The following is a 21230-nucleotide window of genomic DNA, read 5'->3' as shown; positions in this document are numbered from 1 at the left end:
CATTAACGAAAGGACGCTGTGAGATTTAAAACGGAAGCGGCGGCCGGAAAAAATCGCGCACCGGAATGCCCGATTGTTTGCGCCGCCCAAATCGTTTCCTGCCGGGTGATTAAAAAGCCCCATGCCGCCCTCATTATTTCTTGTCCGGCAGCCCTGACTAGCTGCCGCGTCCCAGTTTAAAACCGGGTTTATGGTATTCCACGTGCCCGAGATCCATCATTTTCCATCGGCCGCCCCAGGTGAGGCCGACTTGCTCGGCGACCTGGCCGTACAACTGGTAGCCGCGCATCGCCCACGGATCTTTCTCGGAAATGACCAGCTTGCCGTCGCGCAGGAATGCGTTGTCGGCCGCCAACCCGAACTGGTGATAACTCTGGAAGGCCGCCGCATTGGTCACGTTCGTGCCCATCTGCGCGAGCCGGTTCTGTCGTTCCGGGCTCCGGTAGCCTTCCAGCAGCGCCATTTCATAGCCATGTTGTTCGTGCATGATCTTGTAGACCAGCAGCAAACGCGTACGGAAATCCGGGTCCAGCAGGTTCCAGTCGCGGCTTGCATCCTTGAGCGCCGGGCGGACCTGTTCGACTTCCTTCGTGGCAAAGACTTCCGGCGGCAACGGCGGCGGCGGCACGAGTTGTTCGCCCTGCAACAGCGCGGCGATCTTCTCGTCGGGCACGCGCGCCGTGTCGTCGTACTGAAATAATTGCCGACCGCGTAACGCAATGGCCACCAATGGCGGCGTCGCAAGAATACCTGCCGACACCATAATCATCAAGCGCCGCCGAACCAGTAAATTTTGCACGTCGCTTAATGCGCCGCGCGTCACGGTTGCCGATTTAACAATTTGACTGCGCGTGCGTGCGGCGCGCTCGTTCGCACGGCGCGTCAGACGGCCGTGAAACTGGGCGACGGATTCGAAAACGGTCGCGCGGATACCCGGTAAAAGCAACAGTGCCGCAACGGCGACGGCGAGGGTGAAATAGGCGACGAGTGCGACGGCAATCAAAGAAATCCCCGGAAATTGGAATTGATTGTGTTTTGCAATGCTTGCTCTTAGAATCAGGCTGCTTCGAGAGGCCGGGCTATATTATCGCGGTGAATTAAACCAGGATTCAATGAGACGCTGAATGAGTGCGCCGGAAAATTCAAATTCGAAAACTCCGCCCAGCCTGCTGTCCGATACTAAACCGGCAGGCGAGGGAGGACCTCGGCAGTCGCGCATTCTCGCGGATCTGGAAGGGCGTGTCACGCCGCCCGCCGAGCCGCCGCGCCGTTCGCTGAAGGCGCCGATCGCCGCCGTGGTGGCGTTGGTCGTGGCCGTCGGCGGCTGGGGCGCGTGGCGCATGCAGCAGTCGTCGGGCGAACCGCACGTCGCGGTGGCATCCGCGACGGCACCCGCGGCGGCTGCGCCGGACAAAGCCGCGCCGGCCAGCGGCGGCGCCGTGCAGGTCGCGCAGAACGGCGCGTCCGCCGCATCGGCCGCGCAACCGGCCACGATCGTCAACGACGACTCGGCGTCCCAGACCGTTGCATCCGCATCGGCTTCCGCTGCCTCCGCGGCGGACAACAGCCGGCTGTCGCGCGCGCTCGCCAACGGCGCCGACGATGGCTCGGGTACGGCGGCGGCCGGCGTCGCCGCAACCGCGGCCGCCGCAGCGGCGACGACCAGGACGGCGAAGGCCGACGCGTCGAAGAGCACGAAGGTCGCCGCTCACGGCAAGACCGACACGAAAACCGAGGCGAAGGCCGATACGAAGGCCGAAGCCCGCAAGCATCGCAAGGAACAGCAGGCCGAGCTCGCGCAGGCGAAGAAGCGCCGCGAAACGACGCCCACCCGAACCGCGAAGGCGGCCGGGAAGGACGATCCGGATGCCGATCTGCTTGCGGCGCTCGTCGCGCGCACGAAGCCGGCCGACAAGAAACTCGCCGCCGAGAAGGCGCAGGCCGTGCCGACCAAGGCGTCGGCAACGACTGGCGGCTCGCTGGCGTCGCGCGTGAAGGCGTGTTCGGAGCGCGGTTTCTTCGAGGATCAGCTGTGCCGCTGGCGCGTGTGCGACGGCCACTGGGGCAAGGACCCCGCGTGCCCGAGCGCCGCGCAGTCGGAGACGCGGCAGTAACGCGTGCCGCGCGCATCACGGGGTCTTTCCGGTCAGCGCCGCCCATTGGGCGGCGCGTTGTTTTTGGGGCAGGAGAAGCTGCCGGTATGATGCCGTGTGACACTGTCACGAGCGCGTCACGCCCGTCGGGCATACGTCTCCTTTCTTTTCCCGGCGCGGGCCCGCGACCCGCGATGTGCGGCGCGCCGCGCGCCGCACCACCTTCGACACGATGGACCTGATCGTACAGACTTACGGCGCCGACACGTCCGGCATGGTGTGCGGATTCCGCTTCGATCCGGGCGGCGCCGGCGCGATGCTCGATGCCGACGCGGCCGCCGCATGGCTGCGCACCTGCCGCGAGCACGGCGCGGCCGCATCGGGCGATTTCGTCTGGCTGCATTTCAATCTGGCGCACGGCGCGAGCGAGCGCTGGATGCGCACGCATCTCGGGTTGCCCGACAGCTTCTTCGAATTCCTGCACGAAGGCTCGCGCTCGACGCGCATCGAGCAGGAAGACGGCGCGTTGCGCGCGATCGTCAACGACGTGATGTTCAACCTCGAGCTCACGCCGTCGGAGATCGCGACGCTGTTCGTCCACGTCGAGCGGCGCATCATGGTGACCGCGCGGCTCAAGCCGCTGCGCTCGGTCGACACGCTGCGCGCGTGCGTGCGCGACGGCGAGCAGTTCCGCTCGCCCGCGGAGCTGCTCGTGCACCTGCTGCGCGACCAGGCCGACCTGCTGATCCAGATCATGCGGCGCACGAGCGTCGACGTCGACCGCATCGAGGATCGCTTCCTGTCGCAGCGGCTCACGTCGAGCCGCATCGAGCTCGGCGCGATGCGCCGCACGCTGACGCGCCTGCAGCGCATGCTCGCGCCGGAGCCCGGGTCGATCTTCCGGCTGCTCGCGAAGCCGCCCGCGTGGCTGCATACGGAAGACGTGCAGGAGCTGCGCGAGTCGACCGAAGAGTTCTCGCTGGTGCTCGCCGATCTGGCGGGGCTCAACGAGCGCATCAAGCTGCTGCAGGAAGAGATCGGTTCGCGCCTCGACGAGCAGAACAACCGGACGCTGTTCACGCTGACGCTCGTCACCGTGATCGCGCTGCCGATCAACATCGTCGCCGGCTTCTTCGGGATGAACGTCGGCGGCGTGCCGTTCTCGGAGAACAAGCACGGCTTCTGGCTGATGGTGCTGCTGGTTGCCGGCTTCACCGCGCTGGCCGCGTGGTGGGCGTTCCGGCGCCGCGACGATCGCTAGCGCGCCATCGGGCGAGGCATCAACGCATCAACGCAGCAGCGCGATCGCGCGTTCCCCGATCACCATCCCGAGCAGGCCGACGAGCGCAACGAGCGGCGGGGCCGGCGAGCGCACGTGCAGTAGCGCGTACAACACACCGACACCGACGCCCACCGCGAGCGAGGTCAAGTAATCCATCATGGCGGTCTCCCGTAAGGTCCGGTGTCAGGGCTTGAGGATGACGCGCTCGCGCGCACCGGCCAGCACCGCGCGATACGCGTCGTGCGCATGCTCGAGCGGGTACACGTAGTCGTCACCGATCGGGAACGGGCGCAGCGTCCCGTTGCCGAAGCCGGGCGCGAGCGTATCGAGGATCTGCGCGACCGCGGCCGGGCCGAGCTGCAGCGAATCGATGCCCACGAACGTGTGCTGGCCGCGATAGAACGCGAAGATGTCGAACGGCACGCTGCGCTCGATCGTCGAGATGAAGATCTGCCGCGCGCCGATCGCCATCGACGCGTTCGCCGCTTCGAAATACGGGCTGCCGACCGTGTTGTAGACGATGTCCGCGCCGTGGCCGCCGGTCAACTCGCGTACCGCGTCGGCCACTGTCCGGCTCGATGCGTCGATCATGGGGACGTCGCCCGACGCGTGGCCGCGATAGTCGCCGGGCCCGCGCTCGACGCCGATCACGGTCGCGCCGCGCGCGCTGGCGAGCTGGATCGCGGCCTGGCCGACCTTGCCGTTCGCGCCGAACACGAGCACGACGTCGTCGGCCGTCGGCAGGCCGGCCCGGCGCAGGCCCTCGTATGCGGTGACGAACGGCACGCCCACGCCGGCCGCCTCTTCGAGCGTCAGCACGCCCGGCTTGCGGCGCACGTGCGCGGCGTCCAGCACGAGCCATTCCGCATGCGAACCGTCGCGCCCGACGCCGAGATCGCCGCCCGAGCCCCACACCGGCGCGCCGATCCAGTTGTCGGGGCCGCTGCGCACGATGCCGGCCCAGTCGCGCCCCGGCGTGCGCGGCCACACCGCATGCGGCATGCGGCCGAGCGCGGCCTTCACGTCGCTCGGGTTCACGCCGGCCGCGCGCACCTCGATCAGCATCTGGCCGTCGGCCGGTACGGGCGGGGCGATGTCCCGCACGCGTGCGTCGAGCGACTCGATGTCGGCCGCGGGGGTGTCGAAGCGGATGCTGCGCATGATGATCTCCATGAACGATGGCGGCCGCCCGGCCCGGCGGGCCGGCGTGTGCGGCGGATGAAACCGGTGAATGCAGTCTAGTGGGCCCGGTTTGACGCGGAAACGTGCAAAGGCGGATGATTGCTTTGCGTTTTCCGCATAGCTAAATTCGCAGGCTCACGAATGGACGACTTCCTTTCCCCGCACCTCGCGCTGTTCGTCGACGTGGTCGACCAGCAGAGCTTCTCGGCGGCCGCGCGCCGGCTCGGCGTTGCCGCGTCGTCGGTCACGCGGCGCATCGACCGGCTCGAGACGCAGCTCGGCATCCGTCTCCTGCATCGCACCACGCACGCGCTGCGGCCGACCGAGGCCGGGCAACTGCTGTACGGGCGTGCGACCCGGATGCTGGCCGAACTGCGCGGCTTGCAGGAAGACCTGCACAGCCAGCACGACGAACCGGGCGGGCTGCTGCGCATCGACTGTCCGGCGCCCTTCGGCCGGCGGCACCTGATGGCCGCGCTGGCCGCGTTCATGCAGCGCTATCCGGCGCTGCAGGTCGACCTCGTGCTGACCGACAGCATGGTCGACCTGCAGGGCACGCGGCTTGGTTCCGACGTCGATCTCGCGGTGCGCATCGGCCCGCTCGAGGACACGCGTTTCGTCGCGACGGTGCTGGCGCCGCAGCGGCGCGTGCTGTGCGCGAGCGCGGCCTATCTCGCACGGTGCGGCGAGCCCGCATCGCCCGACGCGCTCGCCGGCCACGACTGTCTCGCGTGGCATGGCGCGCCGCCGCCCGGCGCGTGGCGCTTCGGCGAGCGCCGTCACGTGCCGGCGCAACCGCGGTTTCGCAGCAATCATTCGGAAGCGTTGCTCGAGGCGGCCATCGACGGGCTCGGTCTCGCGCACCTGCCGACCTGGCTCGCGGCGGACGCGCTGCGCGATGGACGGTTGCGCGCGCTGCTGCCGCAGTATGCGGCGGCGCCCGAGCAGGCGACGATTCACGTGCTGCGCCAGCAGGCGCGCGGCAGTGCGCGCACGTCGCGGCTCGTCGCGTTCCTCGCCACGTGGTTCGCGCAACCGGCGTGGGACGCCGCGTGGGCGTGACGGCGAACGAACGCCGCGCCCCATGAAAAAAGGGCCTCGCATGCGAGGCCCGTCAACAGGTCGGAGAAACCGGTACGCCGGCCGGCGCCGCGGGTCGCGCGGTACCGGCCGGACGCGCACCGTTACTGCGTCACTACCTTGCGCGGCTTGAAGAGGCCCTGGTATTGCCGTGCCGGACGTTCCTTCGTCACCGCTTCGATGCCGCCGAAGGTCGGCGTCTGGCGCAGCTTCATCGCGGCCGGCGAAGCGACCGAACCGATCGACGTCGAGCGCGAAGCCGGCGCGAGGTTGTTCGCGACGAGCAGCGCCGCTTCACTCTTCAGGTTCGCCAGCAGCACCGGATCGGTCGAGCTGTTCACCTGCGTGAGCAGCCCGCTCCAGGCCGTGTCGCTGTAGTTCACGACGTAGTAGTCGAGACCGCTCGGATCGGCGACCACGCCCGTGCAGCCTTCGATCCGCGTCTGCGCCTGCGTATCCTTCAGCGCGAGCGTCGTGCGTTTCGCGAGACCCTGGCCGTACGCGAGCGTGATCGGCACCGTCCACTGCAGGCCCGGATACGCGTTCTTGTTCGGGAACGGCTGCTGTTTCAGCGTGACGACCGTCTGGTTCTTCGTCAGGTCGCACTGCGTGTCGAGCGAGATCAGCGGCACGCCGGTCTGACGCACGTAGCTGTCGCCGATCGGGCCGACCGCCTGGCCGCTTTCCTTCGACAGCGCATCCCACAGACGCTTCGGCGTCCCGTTGCCGAACGAGTAGTCGACCAGGTACTGCTGCAGGCCCTTACGCAGCGTCTGCTCGCCGAGATAGTTCTCGAGCGTCTTCAGCACGTGGCCGCCCTTGTCGTACGTGAACGCGCTGGCGCTCAGCACGAAGTCGTTCGACGCCCAGTCGTTGAAGTTCGGCGCGACCGGGAACGCGTTCGGGCCGATGTCGCGATTGATCACGCGATACTTGTTCTTCACCTGGTCGAGCCAGCTGAACTCGTTGGGGAAGAACTGGATCGTCGTCTTCGTCTCGAAGAACGTCGCGAACGATTCGTTGAGCCACACGTTGTCCCACCAGTCGGTGGTCACGAGATCGCCGAACCACTGGTGCGCCACTTCGTGCGTCAGCACTTCGTTGCCGTAGTGCGACATCGGCTGCCCCGGCTGCGGCAGGATGTCGTCGGCGAACTCGAGGATCGAGCCCCAGTTCTCCATCCCGCCGAAGTTCAGGTCCTTCTGCTCCTTGAACGCATCGTTCGCGGCCACCGTGTCGAACTTCGTGAGCGGCAGCGGGATGCCCGTGTAGCGGTAGTAGTAGTCGAGCGCCTGCTTGGTGCGGTCCATCGCCGGCTTCGCCCACTCGCTCATGCCCGGCGGCGTGAACACACGCAGGTGCAGGCCGCCCTTGCCGCCCGGCAGCGGGCTCGTGAAGTCGTCCTCGTAGGTGTCGAACAGGCCGCCGCCGAAGAACAGCAGGTACGACGGCATCGGCGGGGTCTTCTCGAACTGCACGAGCTTGTAGCCGCCGCCGACGTTGGTCGACGGCTTCTCGGCCGCGTTCGACACGACGCGCCAGCTTTGCGGTACTTCGGCCGTCACTTCATAGGTCGGGCGGAACGCCGGCTCGTCCCAGCCGGGGAACCACTGGCGCGACAGGTTGGTTTCGCCCTGCGTCAGGATCGCGCCGCTCGTCTTGCCGTCGGTGCCCTTCAGGTCGACGCGGAACACGCCTTCCGCGGCCGAGCAGCCCGGATACGGATCGTCGCCGCAGCTGCCGCCCGTCTGCGTGGCCGGATCGTCGTACGACTTGAAGTTGATGATGCCCGACCACTCCATGTGCAGCGAATAGTTGCCCGGCGCGATCGTGCCGGCGACGGGGCGCAGCTGATAGAAGTCGCCCTTGTCCTGCGGCGTCGCGATCAGCTGGATGTTGCCCGGCTGCAGCGTGATGCGGCCGTTGGTGAACTTGATCCGGTGGCCGGCGATCACGATGTTGTTGACCGGCTTCAGCACCTTGATTTCGACGTCGGCGCGGCCGTCGAACGCGTTCAGCGCGTCGTTCGGGCGGAACCACAGCCGGTAGTTCACGGGCACCACGGTGTCCGGCAATTCGACAGGCGAGACGCTCTTGTCGACGTTGGATGCGCTCGGCGGCGCGGTGACGGCGGGCGACGAGCTGGTATGCGGCGCGCCGGCGGAGCTGAGCGCGGAAGCGGAGCCCGCACCGCCGTCGTCGCCGCCGCACCCGGCGAGCGCGAGTGCGGCGACGAGCGGCAGATAACGCATCTTGCGAATATGAATCGACATGACTGAAACCTCGATTGTTGAAAGAATCGTTCAGTGCTGCGAAAACGCCGGCAAAAGCAATCCCCTCGCCGTTTAATCAACAGCGAAAAAATGCCAATGACGGATTATTCGAAAAGACGGCGGCCGACTACGTAAAGGTAATCATGGTTTACTGCCCCCTCTGGATTTTCCGGATGTCGGTTAACTGGCCGGTTCAAAATGGCCGGGCGCGTGTTGTACTGAATTGATTTCGCGCGCACGACACGGGGCCGCACGCCCGACGCGGGCGCGCAATCCCTTTGAACCGACGACCTACGGGGCTGGCCGGGCCAGTCCGCAGGACGGAAGGACAGCGTGTCGCCGTCCCGTAAATTCGCCGTCATGCGGCTTCAAGGTTTGTCGGCTTGCTCCAAGGATGCGTAAATATACTTGATGGTTTTGGGTAAAGGAAACGAAAAATTTAGAAAGAGCATCTATTGAATTCCGGGCGCTTCATTGAATGCTGAAAGTCATTAATGCGCTTTCCGTTTGGCCGGTAATTTCGTAGTTTTAATCTATTAACGATCTTGCGGTGCTGCAAAGACTACGAAATCCGGTGACGGTTGGCATGGTCGGTACAATGCATCGACGACCCGTTCACCGATTGCCGCGAGGAGACTGTCCCATGCCACGAGCCCTGTTCCATATCGCGCCGCTGCGCACCGTGTTGCTGCTGTTCGCGGCCGTGTTCCTGCTCGGCGGTTGTGCAGGGTTCACGCGCGAGCCGGTGCGCGTGTCGGTCGCCGGGCTCGACCCGCTCGTCGGGCAGGGCCTCGAGATGCGCTTCAGCCTGAAGTTGCGCGTGCAGAATCCGAACGATGCGCCGATCGACTACGACGGCATCTCGGTCGCGCTCGACCTGAACGGCACGCCGTTCGCGAGCGGCGTCAGCGATCGGGCGGGCACCGTGCCGCGGTTTGGCGAGGCCGTGCTCGACGTGCCGGTTTCGGTGTCGGCCTTCGCGGCCGCGCGGCAGGCGTGGAACCTGCCCGGCGCGGCCGCGAACGGCGAACTGCCGTACGCGCTGCGCGGCCGGCTCGCCGGCAGCGTGGTGGGCACCGTGCACTTCAACGACGCGGGCACGCTGCGTCTGCCGACCATGCCGGGGTGGGGCGGATAGGCCGTTTGGTTCGAATTCAACGTCGGTCAAATGTGTCTGAAAATTCACCATTTGACAGTCTTTAATGCTTATCTCCGTGGAATCTCGATTTTGGTCGACGCGCCCCCTTACACTTGTCGATGTCCGAGGGTCGGACATTCTTTTAGGGGAAATCCATGGCGGCAAAATTCGAGCTCAAGAAGGCCGTGAACGGCCAGTACTACTTCCACCTGAAGTCGGCGAACGGCGAGATCATCCTCGCGAGCGAGCGCTACGAGGAGAAAAGCGGCGCGAGGAACGGGATCGCGTCGGTGCGGGAAAACGCGCCGCTGGACGAGCGCTACGAGCGCAAGCTCGCGCACAACGGTGAGCCGATGTTCAATCTGAAGGCAGCCAACCACCAGATCATCGGCACAAGCGAGACGTACAAAACCGTGCAAGGCCGCGAGAACGGCATCGCGGCCGTCAAGCGCGATGCGCCCATTGCGGAAACCGTCGATCTCGGCTGATCGACGATTGTGCCGCGGCGAACGCTCTCGGGCGGCCGTCGCGGCGCCCGTTTTGCCGGGTCGGGCAAAGCGCGGTATGGTGTGGTCCGCGCGGCGAATTCTCGCCGCCGCTGAAGTCAACCGTAACCGAGTTCGCGTGACCGATTCCCCCGTTTTCCACTGGACCGACGCCGACGGCGTCGATCATGCCGTGCGCTGGCGCTCCGAAGCCGGCGTGCAACCGCCGAAGCGCGCGGTGCCCGCCGACGACCGCCTCACCGCCGACGCGGCCTACCGCCTCGCGTGCGAGGGCACCGCGCTCGTCTGGCAGGGCGACTTCCAGAATGCGCGCCAGCTCGTGCAGGCGATGGCGCGCCGTGTCGAACGCAAGCCGAAGAAGGCGAAAGCCGCGGCCGGCGTCGAAGCATTCAACCTGCATCGTCTCGCGCAATCGCAGCGCGCCCGCACGCTCGGCATGCTGCTGATCCCGCTCGACGCCGATTACTCGATCCCGCTGCGCCGCGCGCCCGACGTGCGCGCGGCTTGCGAGGAGGCGTACGGCCCCGGCGGCGCGCCGTCGGTCGTGTCGCTGCGCGAACTGCTCGGTCTCGTCGGCGCGCACGAGTGGCGCAAGAAGGGCGTGCCGATCCCGGCGCTCGGCGGCGCGCCGATCCATCCGCATTACGGCGTGTTCTCGCCGGTGCGCGGCGAATACGTGGAGCTCGTCGCGCGTGCGCCGCTGCCGGCGACGTCGCTCGCGTTCGATATCGGCACGGGCACCGGCGTGCTGGCGGCGGTGCTCGCGTCGCGCGGCGTCGAGCGCATCGTCGCGACCGACCAAGATTCGCGCGCGCTCGCCTGTGCGCGCGAGAACGTCGCGCGGCTCGGTCATGCGGGCCAGGTCGAGATCGTCGAGGCCGATCTGTTTCCGGCCGGCCGGGCGCCGCTCGTGGTCTGCAATCCGCCGTGGGTGCCGGCCCGGCCGAGCGCGCCGATCGAATACGCGGTCTACGATCCCGACAGCCGCATGCTGCGCGGTTTCCTCGCCGGGCTGGCCGCGCATCTGGAGCCGGGCGGTGAAGGCTGGCTGATCCTGTCCGATTTCGCCGAGCATCTCGGCCTGCGGCCGCGCGAAACCCTGCTGCAATGGATCGACGAAGCCGGCCTCGTCGTGCTCGGCCGCGACGACATCCGACCCGCGCACCCGAAGTCGACGGACGCCGACGATCCGCTGCATGCGGCGCGTCGCGCCGAGGTCACGTCGCTGTGGCGGCTCGGCGCCCGGGCCTGACCGCGTATTTTCGGTAAACTGTCGCCATTCCTCACGAATTTCCGCCGCCGGGCCGTGGTCGACCGACCGTGGCCCGGCGGCGCTTCACGATGTCGAACAAGACCCACGAAATCCGCCCGGAGCAGTCCGTCGAGCTGCTGAAGGAACTGCACATCCTCACCCGCGACGGCAAGCTGAACCAGGACAGCCGCCGCAAGCTGAAGCAGGTCTATCACCTGTTCCAGTTCATCGAGCCGCTGCTCGCCAGCGTGCAGGCCGACAAAGGCCGCGTGACGCTCGTCGATCACGGCGCCGGCAAGTCGTATCTCGGCTTCATCCTGTACGACCTGTTCTTCAAGCAGCAGCCGGGGCACGGCACGCCGGCGTTCGCGTCGCACGTGTACGGCATCGAGACGCGCGAGGAACTCGTCACGCGCTCGACCGAGCTCGCCGCGCGGCTCGGGTTCGGCGGCATGTCGTTCCTGAACCTGTCGGTCGCCGATTCGATCACGTCGCCGCAACTGCCCGACACGGTCGACGTCGTTACCGCGCTGCACGCGTGCGACACGGCGACCGACGACGCGATCCGCTTCGCGCTCGCGAAGCGCGCGCAGCACATCGTGCTGGTGCCGTGCTGCCAGGCGGAGGTCGCGGGCGTGCTGCGCAAGAACAAGGGCAAGTCGCTCGCGAATGCGCTGACCGAGGTGTGGCGGCACCCGCTGCATACGCGCGAATTCGGCAGCCAGATCACCAACGTGCTGCGCTGCCTGCAACTCGAGGCGCACGGCTACCAGGTCAGCGTGACCGAGCTGGTCGGCTGGGAGCATTCGATGAAGAACGAGCTGATCATCGCGCAGTACAAGAACCTGCCGCGCCGCAAGCCGGGCGAGCGGCTCAACGAGATCCTCGCGATGTTCGGGCTCGCCGAGCTGAACGAGCGCTTCTTCGTCGCGCAAGCCGCTGCGGCGGGCGACGCCGCCGTCGAGCCGGCCGAAGGCTGACGGCGCGGCGGCGCGGGTGCGCGGGCATGGCGCCCGCGCGGCACACGTCACACGTCGTCGCCCGGCCGGCGCATCCATTCGCGCCAGCCTTCGTGGCCGAGGCGGCGCAGCGTTTCCTGATTCTTTTCGTAGATCGCGGACGCGTCCGGGAACGCGTCGACCGCGCGCGCGATGCTGTCCTCGCGCAGCAGGTGCAGGATCGGATACGGCGCGCGGTTCGTGTAGTTCTCGATGTCGTCGGGTTCGGTGCCGTCGAACTGGTATTGCGGATGGAAGCTCGCGATCTGCAGCACGCCGTCGAGCCGCAATTGCTGAACGAGCCGCTCGGCGAAGAACAGCGCATCGTTGTAGTCGACGAAATCGGCGAACGCATGCGGGTAGATCACGAGTGTCGTATCGATCTGCTGCGGGTCCGCCGCGTCGAGCAAGCGCAGCTCGGTTTCGAGTTCGGCGAGCGCGTCCTCCAGGGTCGTCGCTTCGCTGATCGCGTAGCGCACCTGTTCCTTCACGTAGACGCTTTTCGCGAACGGGCACAGATTGAGCCCGATCACCGCGCGCGCGAGCCAGTGCCGCGTGGCGGCGAGGATGTCGTCGTGCGAGTCGGGGCGGGTGTCGGTCATCGTGATACCAGTCGGGCGGAAGGGCTATGAGGGCCGCATTGTAGCGGGGCGCGCCGCAGACGAACCCGCGCGGCCCGTCACGCGCAGGCGGCTTCGATCAACTGCGTGACGAGCGCGGGCGCGCTGCCGATCGGCGTTTCGCCGTGCCGGTAGGTCTGGCTCGCCGCGTAGATGCCTTCGACCACCAGCGCGAGCGCATCGGCGAGCGCCTTCGGCTGCCGTGCGCCGGCGCCTTCGCACAGCGCGACGAGGCGCTTCATCAACTGCTCCTTGTTCTGCGCGACGCGTTCGCGCGCCGGGTGCGACGCATCCGGGAATTCGGCGGCGACGTTGACGAACGGGCAGCCGCGATAGTCCTTTTGCGTCGCGCGCTCGGCGAGATCGACGAAGTACTGGATCAACTGCGCCTTCGGCTGCCCCGGATGCTTCGCGGCGCTCGTGTCGAGCCGCTCGAAGAAGCACGCGTCCATCCGTTCCAGATACGCGAGGATCAGCTCGTCCTTCGACGAGAACTGGCGGTACAGGCTCATCTTGTTGACGCCCGCGCGTTCCACCACCGCCTCGACGCCGACCGTGCGCACGCCTTCCTTGTAAAACAGCTCCTCGGCGGCACGCAGCAGGTGCTCCTGCGCGGTGGCGCCGTCGATCGGCCGGCGTGTGCGCCGCGCCGGCGGTTTGGCGACCTCGATGCCCGACATGATGACCCTCGACGACGTAATGGATTGCTTGACATGTTACCGACTGGTAACTACGATCGCAACACACTTGTGACCGGTCGGTAACAATCGCGGCCGGATCAACAGACGAATGCCAAGCGTCGGCCCGGGTCAGCCGATGTTGAAATGCGCGGCGGAGGTGGCCTGGTCGGGGCGGGGCAGGTGCAATGGCACCGCAACCGCCAACTGGAGAACGCGAAGATGAACTGGGCAGTGACACGAATCAGAGGGCGCTTCCATTACGGATGGCTCGCGGCGGCGGTGGTATTCCTGATCCTGCTGGCGGCAGCCGGCACACGCGCGACGCCGAGCGTGCTGATGGTGCCGCTCGAACGCGAGCTCGGCTGGAGCCGCGCGGCGATTTCGCTGGCGATTTCGGTGAACATCGCGCTGTATGGCCTGACGGGCCCGTTCGCGGCCGCCGCGATGCAGCGCTTCGGGCTGCGCCCGACGATCCTCACCGCGCTGGTGACGATGAGCGCGGGCGTCGCGCTGTCGTCGATGATGACGCAGAGCTGGCAGATGGTCGTGATCTGGGGGCTGATGGTCGGCTGCTCGACGGGCGTCGTCGCGCTGACGCTGTCCGCGACCTTCGTCACGCGCTGGTTCCATGCGCGGCGCGGCCTCGTGATGGGCATCCTGACCGCGAGCACGGCCACCGGCCAGCTCGTGTTCCTGCCGATGCTCGCGGCGATCGCGCAGCGCCACGGCTGGCGGCCGGTCGTGCTGGTCGTCGCGGTGGCGGCCGCGATCGTGATTCCGCTCGTCGCGTTCCTGCTGCCCGAGCGGCCGGCCGACGTGCGGTTGCGCCCGTACGGCGAGCCGGCCGATGCGCCGCCCGCGCCCGACGCGACGAAGGAGAACCCGCTCGCGGTCGCGTTCCGCACGCTGCTGATGGCAAGCCGCTCGCGCGACTTCTGGCTGCTGTTCTTCAGCTTCTTCATCTGCGGCGCGAGCACCAACGGCTATGTCGGCACGCACCTGATCGCGATGTGCAGCGACTACGGGATGACCGAAGTGCAGGGCGCGTCGCTACTTGCGGCGATGGGCATCTTCGACCTGTTCGGCACGACGCTGTCGGGATGGTTGTCCGACCGTTACGACAACCGCGTGCTGCTGTTCTGGTATTACGGGCTGCGCGGGCTGTCGCTGATCTATCTGCCGCATGCGTTCGGGATCGATTTCTTCGGGCTGCCGCTGTTCGCGATGTTCTACGGGCTCGACTGGATCGCGACCGTGCCGCCCACCGTGCGGCTCGCGACCGACGTGTTCGGCAAGGCCGCGGCGCCGGTCGTGTTCGGCTGGATCGTGGCCGGCCACCAGCTCGGCGCGGCATTCGCGGCGCTCGGTGCGGGGCTGCTGCGCGCGAGCCTCGGCACCTATACGATCGCGTCGATGATCTCGGGCGGCCTGTGCATCATCGGGGCGCTGATCGTGCTGCGGATCAACCGCGGCCCGTCGCGCGCGGCGGCGCAGGCAGCCTGATCAGGGCGCGTCCGACCGGCCGCACACGCTGCGGCCGGCCATTGCACGCACGGAGATTTGCATAGCGCGGCAGGATCGGGCGCGCCGTCGCTCAAGCGGGTATGCTTGCGGTTTGCCGGGCGTTCGCGCCCCTTCATCGATGTCAGCGAGGAACCGCATGTCTGTCAAACCTGCTCCCACCACTGTTTCGATTCACGATCTGATCGCGGGCCGCTGGAGCCCGCGCGCGTATTCGGATGAAGCCGTCAGCGCCGGCGATCTTCACGCGGTGCTCGAAGCAGCACGCTGGGCCCCGTCCGCGTACAACGCGCAACCGTGGCGTTTCATCGTATTCGATCGCACCCAGGATGAAGACGCGTTCAAACGCGCGTTCGCGACGCTGGTGCCGTTCAACCAGGGCTGGAATGCACCGGCGCCGGTGCTGATCGCGGTCACCGCGCACACGCTCACGCCGAAGGGCGAGCCGGCGCCGACCGCGCTGTACGACGCCGGCGCCGCCGCGATGTCACTGGTGTTGCAGGCGCACGCGCTCGGCCTCGCCGCGCACCAGATGAGCGGGTTCGACGCGAAGGCGTTCCGCGACGCGTTCGAGATTCCGGCGGACGTCGCGATCGCGTCGATCATCTCGCTCGGCCACTACGGCAACGTCGACAAGCTCGATCCCGTGCTGCGCGATCGGGAGAAGGCGCCGCGCACGCGCCACGCGATCGGCGAAGTCGTCTACGCGGGTGCGTGGAAAAAGAGCTTCGACGCGGCGGCCTGACTCCGCAGGCGGGCAGGCTGCATCGCGCATCCTGTCCGCGCATGTTCCCGGTGCGCCATGCCGCGCGCCGTCGCCGCCGGCGCCCGTTGCGCGGCACCGGTGGCCGGCCCCGGTTGTGATCGCGCGGGCTTCATGTTAAAAAGCCCGTCCTTTCCGTTTTCGCGCCGGCCCTGCTGCGGCAATTTCCCATGACTTACTGCGCGATCGATTTCGGCACGTCCAATTCCGCCGTGGCGCTGCCCGACGGCGATGGCATGCGCCTCGCGCCCGTCGAGGGCGACCACCTGACGCTGCCCACCGCGATCTTCTTCAACAACGACGAAGAGACGGTCGAATACGGCCGGGCGGCGCTGGCTTCCTATATCGACGGTTTCGACGGCCGGCTGATGCGCTCGATGAAGAGCATCCTCGGCTCGCCGCTCGCGGAAACGACCACCGATCTCGGCGACGGCAGCGCGATCGCGTACACCGAAATCATCGCGCGCTTCCTGACGCACCTGAAACGCAAGGCCGAAGCGCGCGCAGGCGCGCCGATCGGCCGCGCGGTGCTCGGCCGGCCGGTGTTCTTCGTCGACGACGATCCGCGCGCCGACCGTCTCGCGCAGGATCAGCTCGAGGCGGCCGCGCGATCGGTCGGCTTCGCGGACGTTCACTTCCAGTACGAACCGATCGCCGCCGCGTTCGACTACGAGTCGCGCCAGCCGGCCGAGCGTCTGGTACTCGTCGCCGACATCGGCGGCGGCACGTCCGACTTCTCGCTGGTGCGCGTCGGGCCGGAACGGATGGCGCGCCTCGAGCGCAAGGACGACGTGCTGGCGCACCACGGCGTGCACGTCGCGGGCACCGACTACGACCGGCGGGTCGAGCTGGCGGCGATCCTGCCCGCATTCGGCTACCGTTCGCTCGACCCGGAAGGGCGCGAGCTGCCGAACAAGATCTATTTCGATCTCGCGACCTGGCACCTGATCAACACCGTCTACACGCCGAAGCGCGTCGGCGAGCTCAAGCTGATGAAGCACCTGTACCAGGACGTGCGGCAGTATGACCGGCTCACGAGCGTGGTCGAGCAGCGGCTCGGGCATGCGCTGATGGCGCGCGCGGAAGAAGCGAAGATCGGCGTCGCGGCGGGCGGGGAGACGATGATCGACCTGAACGACGTGGAAGAGGATCTGCTGATCGCGTTCGACGCTGATCGTCTCGTCGACGCGAGTCGGGACGATACCGCGCGCATCGTCGATGCCGCGCGCGAAACGGTGCGGCTCGCGGGCGTGGCGCCGCGCGATGTCGGGGCGCTGTATTTCACCGGCGGTTCGACGGGGCTCGCGTTCCTGTCGGGCGCGCTCGCCGGCGCGTTCCCGGATGCGCAGCCGGTGTTCGGCGATCGCCTCGCGAGTGTCGCGACGGGTCTCGGCATTCACGCGCAGCGATTGTTCGGCTGAATGGCGGGCGGCTGAAAGGCCGCCATGCCGGGCGGACGACCAATGCCCAAAAACAAAAAGCCCCGCCGAAGCGGGGCTTTTTTACACGAATGATCGCGCCAGCTTAGACCGGACGGATGTTCGCAGCTTGCAGACCCTTCGGGCCCGTCTTCACTTCGAATTCAACCTTCTGGTTTTCTTGCAGCGTCTTGAAGCCTTCGACGCGGATTTCCGAGAAGTGCGCGAACAGATCGTCGCCGCCGCCTTCCGGGGTGATGAAGCCGAAGCCCTTTGCGTCATTGAACCACTTGACGGTACCGGTTGCCATGTTACTTGTTCCTAAAAAGATAAAACGGGGCCGAAGCCCATGGGGTGCGGAAAATCAAGGAAGGGGTAATAGGACCAACCGGAGTACCGTTGATGGGCGAACTACGAAAGAACCAATTCACTCGCCACTTGAAATCCTGCGAAGTCCTTTATACGGCTAATCCGTCTGACGGTCAACCGTATTCCCATGCTCTCAGGGTTATTGCGGATATCCGGTTTACAAAGCTTGCAAGCGATGCGAATTTTTTGTAGGGGGCGATCGATTTTGGCGCCACGTTCGAGGTGCAACCGTTAAACTACGCGCCGCGTGGACGGGTTGCCCCGATCGGGTGACCCTCCCCCCAAGAATGCGTGCGCGGTGCTGTCCGAGCCGATCCCGGACCGCAGGCCGACCATGCTTTTTGAGACACAGGAGAGGATGTGAAGAGTTCTATTCAACGGAACATCGGCCCGTTTGCATTGATGCTGACGGGGCTGGGTTCGATTATCGGCTCGGGCTGGCTGTTCGGTGCCTGGAAAGCCGCGAAGATCGCCGGTCCGGCGGCGATCTGCGCCTGGATCATCGGCGCCGTCGTGATTCTGGCGATTGCGCTGACGTATGCGGAACTGGGCGCGATGTTCCCCGAGTCGGGCGGCATGGTGCGTTACGCGCGCTACTCGCACGGTTCGCTGGTGGGCTTCATCAGTGCATGGGCCAACTGGATCGCGATCGTATCCGTGATTCCGATCGAGGCCGAAGCGTCGATCCAGTACATGAGCACGTGGCCGTATCCGTGGGCGCACGCGTTGTTCGTGAACGGCGAATTGCAGACCCTCGGCCTGCTGCTGTCGGCCGTGCTGGTCGTCGTCTACTTCATGCTGAACTACTGGGGTGTGAAGGCCTTCGCGCGGGCGAACACCGCGATCACGATCTTCAAGTTCCTGATCCCCGGCCTCACGATCCTCGGCCTGATGCTGACGAGCTTCCACTCGGAGAACCTCGGCGTCGCATCGAATGCGAGCTTCGCGCCGTACGGCTGGTCGGCCGTGCTGACCGCAGTCGCGACGAGCGGCATCGTGTTCGCGTTCAACGGCTTCCAGAGCCCGGTGAACCTGGCCGGTGAAGCGCGTAATCCGTCGCGCAGCGTGCCGTTCGCGGTGATCACGTCGATCCTGCTGGCGCTCGTGATCTACGTGCTGCTGCAAATGGCCTATATCGGTTCGGTGAATCCGGCCGACGTCGCGAAGGGCTGGGCGCACTTCAACTTCTCGTCGCCGTTCGCGGAACTCGCGATCGCGCTGAACCTGAACTGGCTCGCGATCCTGCTGTACGTCGACGCGTTCATCAGCCCGAGCGGCACCGGTACGACCTACATGGCGACGACCACCCGCATGATCTACGCGATGGAGCGCAACAACACGATGCCGAAGATGTTCGGCAACGTGCATCCGATCTACGGCGTGCCGCGCCAGGCGATGTGGTTCAACCTGCTCGTGTCGTTCGTGTTCCTGTTCTTCTTCCGCGGCTGGAGCTCGCTCGCGGCGGTGATCTCGGTCGCGACGGTGATCTCGTACCTGACCGGCCCGATCAGCCTGATGGCGCTGCGCCGTTCGGCGACCGATATCGAGCGTCCGCTGTCGATTCCGCTGATGAAGCTGATCGCGCCGTTCGCGTTCGTGTGCGCTTCGCTGATCCTGTACTGGGCGAAGTGGCCGCTGACCGGCGAAATCATCCTGCTGATGATCGTCGCGCTGCCGGTGTATTTCTACTTCCAGGCGAAGTCGGGCTGGACCGGCTGGGGCGCCGACCTGAAGGCCGCGTGGTGGCTGGTCGCTTACCTGCCGACGATGGCCGTGCTGTCGCTGATCGGCAGCAAGGAGTTCGGCGGTCATGGCTACCTGCCGTACGGCTGGGACATGCTGATCGTCGCGGCGATCTCGCTGGTGTTCTACTTCTGGGGCGTGAATACCGGTTACCGGACCCAGTATCTCGACGAGCGCGAGTCGCACGACGAGATCCTCGAAGGGATCGGTGCCTGACGCCTGACCTGCCGTCGGATTCGGCGGCGGCAGGATGCAGTGAAAAAAAGCCCGCCCGGGCGTTGCTCGGGCGGGCTTTTTGTTGGGCCGGCGGTGGCGCCGCCGGCCAGGCTCAGGCGCCGGCGCTCGCGAACACGTAGTTCGTCATCGCGAGCACGCGCTGATAGGTGCCGAGCGACTGGATGCCGAGTTGGTAGTCGTCGTCCGCCGCGCCGAGCGCCGTGAAGACCGGCAGCAGATGTTCGTCGGTCGGATGCATCAGCGCCGCGTGCGGCGCCTGCCGGCGGTAGTCGAGCAGCGCGTCGACGTCGCGGGCGGCCAGTTTCGCCTCGAACCAGTCGGTGAATTCCGCGACGCGCGGGTCCGCATCCTCGGGCGCCGCGCCGAAATCGGCGGCGCGCAGGTTGTGCGTGATCTGGCCCGAGCCGATCACCATCACGCCTTCGTCGCGCAGCGGTCGCAGCGCGCGGCCGAGCGCGAAGTGATGCGCGGCGTCCGAGCGCGGCTGGATCGACAGTTGCGCGACCGGCACGTCGGCTTCCGGAAACATCAGCAACATCGGCACCCACGCGCCATGATCGAGGCCGTGTTCGGTCGTCGCGGTCGCGATGCCGGCCGCGTTCAGCAGCGTGGCCGCGCGCTCGGCGACGTCGGGCGCACCCGGCGCCGGATAGCGGATGTCGTACAGCGCCTGCGGGAAGCCGTAGAAGTCGTGAATCGTGTCCGGATGCGCGGCGACGCTCGCGACCGGTCGTTGCGTGCCCCAGTGCGCGGACAGCATCAGCACCGCGCGTGGGCGCGGCAACTCGGCGCCGAGGTGGGTGAACGCGCCGGACGGCAGCGCCGGGTCGATCGGCAGCGTCGGGGCGCCGTGGGACAGGTACAGCGAAGGCAAGCGGTTCATGGTGGTGACCTGCAAAAGGATTTGCCTGTGACTATAGGCGTGTACCGTGCATTGATAAATCGACGCTACGGAATTTGATTGACGCTTGTTTGTTGATAATCGTGGCGAAGGCAGGCTTTCGGAGGCCGGGTCGCATCAGAAGGCGTGAAATGGAAGGAGTTGCTGCGCGAATCGGTGGAGATCCGCGCAGAAGAGGCGTAGCTTACTGCGCGTGCCGGATGCCGGGCCACGGCGTTGTGAGCGGCGCGCTGAGCGCGAACAGGTCGAGCACGCGCGTGACGGTCTGGTCGACGAGTTCCTCGATCGTCTTCGGCATCGCGTAGAACGCGGGCAGCGGCGGAAAGACGATGCCGCCCATTTCGGTGACGGCGGTCATGTTGCGCAGATGCGCGAGGTTGAACGGCGTCTCGCGCACCATCAGCACGAGACGGCGGCGTTCCTTCAGCGTGACGTCGGCCGCGCGGGTGATCAGGTTGTCGGACAGCCCGTGTGCGACGCTCGCGAGCGTCTTCATCGAGCAGGGCGCGATCACCATGCCGTCGGTCGCGAACGAGCCCGACGCGATCGTCGCGCCGACGTCGCGCACCGAATGCACGACGTCCGCACGGCTTTCGACATCGGCCTTCGGCAGCTTCAGTTCATGCTGGATGTTGAGCCAGCCGGCGTTCGAAATCAGCAGATGCGTTTCGACGCCGCCGGCGGCGCGCAGCAGATCGAGCAGCCGCACACCGTAGATCACGCCGGTGGCGCCGGTGATCGCGACGATCAGCCGGCGCGGCGGCGCGCTGGGAGATGCCATCGAAAGGGGGCGGGTGCCGCGTGTTACGCGGCGGCGAACAGTTGCTGCAGTTCGCCCGACTGGTACATCTCCATCATGATGTCCGAGCCGCCGATGAATTCGCCCTTCACGTACAGCTGCGGGATGGTCGGCCAGTTCGAGAAGGCCTTGATGCCCTGGCGGATTTCGTCGTCCTCGAGCACGTTGACCGTCTTGAACTGGTCGACGCCGCAGGCCTTCAGCACCTGCACGGCGCGGCCCGAGAAGCCGCACATCGGGAATTGCGCGTTGCCCTTCATGAAGAGCACGACCTGGTTTTCGTCGACGATTTGCTTGATACGTTGTTGGGTGTCCATGACTGACCTTGCGTTTGCGGGGCGTTAGATCGAAATGATAGCGGATTTCAACCGGGCG

21 protein-coding genes and 1 pseudogene are annotated in these 21230 nt (G+C 66.6%); 12 read left to right on the top strand and 10 right to left on the bottom strand.

What is annotated here, in order from left to right; all coding sequences use genetic code 11:
- Positions 1-157: 157 nt before the first annotated feature.
- Positions 158-1003, bottom strand: coding sequence for a M15 family metallopeptidase (locus tag BLS50_RS06375; RefSeq protein ID WP_027805517.1), 846 nt, complete (start codon positions 1001-1003; stop codon positions 158-160).
- A 121-nt stretch (positions 1004-1124) separates the two neighbouring features.
- On the opposite strand from BLS50_RS06375, the gene BLS50_RS06370 reads away from it, so the two are divergent.
- A complete protein-coding gene (locus BLS50_RS06370) occupies positions 1125-2114 on the top strand; it encodes a phage tail protein (RefSeq protein ID WP_074801461.1) in 990 nt (329 codons plus the stop codon).
- A gap of 211 nt (positions 2115-2325) precedes the next feature.
- A complete protein-coding gene (locus BLS50_RS06365; RefSeq protein ID WP_011546564.1) occupies positions 2326-3354 on the top strand; it encodes a transporter in 1029 nt (342 codons plus the stop codon).
- A 30-nt stretch (positions 3355-3384) separates the two neighbouring features.
- On the opposite strand, the pseudogene BLS50_RS06360 reads toward BLS50_RS06365, so the two are convergent.
- Both BLS50_RS06360 and BLS50_RS06355 read right to left on the bottom strand, forming a co-directional pair.
- Positions 3385-3531 (bottom strand): annotated as a pseudogene (locus BLS50_RS06360) (DUF1427 family protein); the annotation flags it as partial.
- A 27-nt stretch (positions 3532-3558) separates the two neighbouring features.
- A complete protein-coding gene (locus BLS50_RS06355) occupies positions 3559-4536 on the bottom strand; it encodes a quinone oxidoreductase family protein (protein ID WP_074802765.1) in 978 nt (325 codons plus the stop codon).
- 162 nt (positions 4537-4698) lie between these two features.
- Here BLS50_RS06355 and BLS50_RS06350 point away from each other — a divergent pair, with 162 nt between their 5' ends.
- Complete coding sequence (locus BLS50_RS06350) at positions 4699-5619, top strand: LysR family transcriptional regulator (RefSeq protein ID WP_074801456.1); 921 nt, start codon at positions 4699-4701, stop codon at positions 5617-5619.
- A 122-nt stretch (positions 5620-5741) separates the two neighbouring features.
- On the opposite strand, the gene BLS50_RS06345 is transcribed toward BLS50_RS06350, so the two are convergent.
- Positions 5742-7910, bottom strand: a complete 2169-nt coding sequence (locus tag BLS50_RS06345) for a M1 family metallopeptidase (RefSeq protein WP_027811726.1) — start codon at positions 7908-7910, stop codon at positions 5742-5744.
- 17 nt (positions 7911-7927) lie between these two features.
- On the opposite strand from BLS50_RS06345, the gene BLS50_RS35875 reads away from it, so the two are divergent.
- From BLS50_RS35875 to BLS50_RS06320, 5 genes are all read left to right on the top strand, one after another.
- On the top strand, positions 7928-8137 hold the full coding sequence (locus BLS50_RS35875) for a hypothetical protein (protein WP_154233672.1): 210 nt from the start codon (positions 7928-7930) through the stop codon (positions 8135-8137).
- Positions 8138-8553: 416 nt separating this feature from the next.
- Entirely contained in the window at positions 8554-9048 is a 495-nt protein-coding gene (locus BLS50_RS06335) for an LEA/WHy family protein (protein ID WP_074801454.1), read from the top strand.
- A gap of 155 nt (positions 9049-9203) precedes the next feature.
- The gene (locus BLS50_RS06330) at positions 9204-9536 is read left to right on the top strand and encodes a YegP family protein (RefSeq protein WP_011546557.1); all 333 of its coding nucleotides are present in this window, start codon (positions 9204-9206) and stop codon (positions 9534-9536) included.
- Between the two features lie 136 nt (positions 9537-9672).
- Positions 9673-10806, top strand: coding sequence for a methyltransferase (locus tag BLS50_RS06325; protein ID WP_074801450.1), 1134 nt, complete (start codon positions 9673-9675; stop codon positions 10804-10806).
- Positions 10807-10895: 89 nt separating this feature from the next.
- A complete protein-coding gene (locus BLS50_RS06320) occupies positions 10896-11786 on the top strand; it encodes a class I SAM-dependent methyltransferase (protein ID WP_074801447.1) in 891 nt (296 codons plus the stop codon).
- Positions 11787-11833: 47 nt separating this feature from the next.
- Here the strand turns inward: BLS50_RS06320 and BLS50_RS06315 are convergent, their stop codons facing one another.
- Positions 11834-12406 (bottom strand): DUF1415 domain-containing protein, encoded by a 573-nt coding sequence (locus BLS50_RS06315; RefSeq protein WP_006477075.1) that lies wholly within the window; start codon positions 12404-12406, stop codon positions 11834-11836.
- Between the two features lie 77 nt (positions 12407-12483).
- On the bottom strand, positions 12484-13104 hold the full coding sequence (locus tag BLS50_RS06310) for a TetR/AcrR family transcriptional regulator (RefSeq protein ID WP_011546554.1): 621 nt from the start codon (positions 13102-13104) through the stop codon (positions 12484-12486).
- Positions 13105-13323: 219 nt separating this feature from the next.
- Here BLS50_RS06310 and BLS50_RS06305 point away from each other — a divergent pair, with 219 nt between their 5' ends.
- The 3 genes from BLS50_RS06305 (at position 13324) to BLS50_RS06295 (ending at position 16809) form a co-directional block, all read left to right on the top strand.
- Positions 13324-14607: an MFS transporter gene (locus BLS50_RS06305; protein WP_011694131.1), complete on the top strand. Its 1284-nt coding sequence runs from the start codon at positions 13324-13326 to the stop codon at positions 14605-14607.
- Positions 14608-14764: 157 nt separating this feature from the next.
- Positions 14765-15370 (top strand): nitroreductase family protein, encoded by a 606-nt coding sequence (locus BLS50_RS06300; protein WP_074801443.1) that lies wholly within the window; start codon positions 14765-14767, stop codon positions 15368-15370.
- A gap of 188 nt (positions 15371-15558) precedes the next feature.
- Positions 15559-16809, top strand: coding sequence for an Hsp70 family protein (locus BLS50_RS06295; protein WP_006477071.1), 1251 nt, complete (start codon positions 15559-15561; stop codon positions 16807-16809).
- 103 nt (positions 16810-16912) lie between these two features.
- On the opposite strand, the gene BLS50_RS06290 is transcribed toward BLS50_RS06295, so the two are convergent.
- Positions 16913-17116, bottom strand: a complete 204-nt coding sequence (locus BLS50_RS06290) for a cold-shock protein (RefSeq protein WP_006477070.1) — start codon at positions 17114-17116, stop codon at positions 16913-16915.
- Between the two features lie 419 nt (positions 17117-17535).
- Here BLS50_RS06290 and BLS50_RS06280 point away from each other — a divergent pair, with 419 nt between their 5' ends.
- Complete coding sequence (locus tag BLS50_RS06280; protein WP_011546550.1) at positions 17536-19134, top strand: APC family permease; 1599 nt, start codon at positions 17536-17538, stop codon at positions 19132-19134.
- 112 nt (positions 19135-19246) lie between these two features.
- Here BLS50_RS06280 and BLS50_RS06275 read toward each other — a convergent pair whose 3' ends face one another.
- The 3 genes from BLS50_RS06275 to grxD all read right to left on the bottom strand — a co-directional run bounded on the left by BLS50_RS06275 (position 19247) and on the right by grxD (position 21172).
- Positions 19247-20038, bottom strand: coding sequence for a DODA-type extradiol aromatic ring-opening family dioxygenase (locus BLS50_RS06275; protein WP_074801440.1), 792 nt, complete (start codon positions 20036-20038; stop codon positions 19247-19249).
- 202 nt (positions 20039-20240) lie between these two features.
- Positions 20241-20837: a UbiX family flavin prenyltransferase gene (locus BLS50_RS06270; RefSeq protein WP_006477067.1), complete on the bottom strand. Its 597-nt coding sequence runs from the start codon at positions 20835-20837 to the stop codon at positions 20241-20243.
- 23 nt (positions 20838-20860) lie between these two features.
- The gene (gene grxD, locus BLS50_RS06265; protein WP_006477066.1) at positions 20861-21172 is read right to left on the bottom strand and encodes a Grx4 family monothiol glutaredoxin; all 312 of its coding nucleotides are present in this window, start codon (positions 21170-21172) and stop codon (positions 20861-20863) included.
- Positions 21173-21230: the final 58 nt, after the last annotated feature.

The organism is Burkholderia orbicola, assembly GCF_900100915.1.
GTDB lineage: Bacteria > Pseudomonadota > Gammaproteobacteria > Burkholderiales > Burkholderiaceae > Burkholderia > Burkholderia orbicola.
The sequence above is the reverse complement of the archived record's forward strand: the minus strand, read 5'-3'. Positions and strand labels throughout refer to the sequence as shown.

Excerpts from the sequence above, each read along its gene's own strand:
- BLS50_RS06370 (WP_074801461.1), top strand. The coding sequence starts at position 1,125 with ATGAGTGCGCCGGAAAATTCAAATTCGAAAACTCCGCCCAGCCTGCTG.
- BLS50_RS06365 (WP_011546564.1), top strand. The coding sequence starts at position 2,326 with ATGGACCTGATCGTACAGACTTACGGCGCCGACACGTCCGGCATGGTG.
- BLS50_RS06355 (WP_074802765.1), bottom strand. The coding sequence starts at position 4,536 with ATGCGCAGCATCCGCTTCGACACCCCCGCGGCCGACATCGAGTCGCTC.
- BLS50_RS06350 (WP_074801456.1), top strand. The coding sequence starts at position 4,699 with ATGGACGACTTCCTTTCCCCGCACCTCGCGCTGTTCGTCGACGTGGTC.
- BLS50_RS06345 (WP_027811726.1), bottom strand. The coding sequence starts at position 7,910 with ATGTCGATTCATATTCGCAAGATGCGTTATCTGCCGCTCGTCGCCGCA.
- BLS50_RS06335 (WP_074801454.1), top strand. The coding sequence starts at position 8,554 with ATGCCACGAGCCCTGTTCCATATCGCGCCGCTGCGCACCGTGTTGCTG.
- BLS50_RS06330 (WP_011546557.1), top strand. The coding sequence starts at position 9,204 with ATGGCGGCAAAATTCGAGCTCAAGAAGGCCGTGAACGGCCAGTACTAC.
- BLS50_RS06320 (WP_074801447.1), top strand. The coding sequence starts at position 10,896 with ATGTCGAACAAGACCCACGAAATCCGCCCGGAGCAGTCCGTCGAGCTG.
- BLS50_RS06315 (WP_006477075.1), bottom strand. The coding sequence starts at position 12,406 with ATGACCGACACCCGCCCCGACTCGCACGACGACATCCTCGCCGCCACG.
- BLS50_RS06310 (WP_011546554.1), bottom strand. The coding sequence starts at position 13,104 with ATGTCGGGCATCGAGGTCGCCAAACCGCCGGCGCGGCGCACACGCCGG.
- BLS50_RS06305 (WP_011694131.1), top strand. The coding sequence starts at position 13,324 with ATGAACTGGGCAGTGACACGAATCAGAGGGCGCTTCCATTACGGATGG.
- BLS50_RS06300 (WP_074801443.1), top strand. The coding sequence starts at position 14,765 with ATGTCTGTCAAACCTGCTCCCACCACTGTTTCGATTCACGATCTGATC.
- BLS50_RS06295 (WP_006477071.1), top strand. The coding sequence starts at position 15,559 with ATGACTTACTGCGCGATCGATTTCGGCACGTCCAATTCCGCCGTGGCG.
- BLS50_RS06290 (WP_006477070.1), bottom strand. The coding sequence starts at position 17,116 with ATGGCAACCGGTACCGTCAAGTGGTTCAATGACGCAAAGGGCTTCGGC.
- BLS50_RS06275 (WP_074801440.1), bottom strand. The coding sequence starts at position 20,038 with ATGAACCGCTTGCCTTCGCTGTACCTGTCCCACGGCGCCCCGACGCTG.
- BLS50_RS06270 (WP_006477067.1), bottom strand. The coding sequence starts at position 20,837 with ATGGCATCTCCCAGCGCGCCGCCGCGCCGGCTGATCGTCGCGATCACC.
- grxD (WP_006477066.1), bottom strand. The coding sequence starts at position 21,172 with ATGGACACCCAACAACGTATCAAGCAAATCGTCGACGAAAACCAGGTC.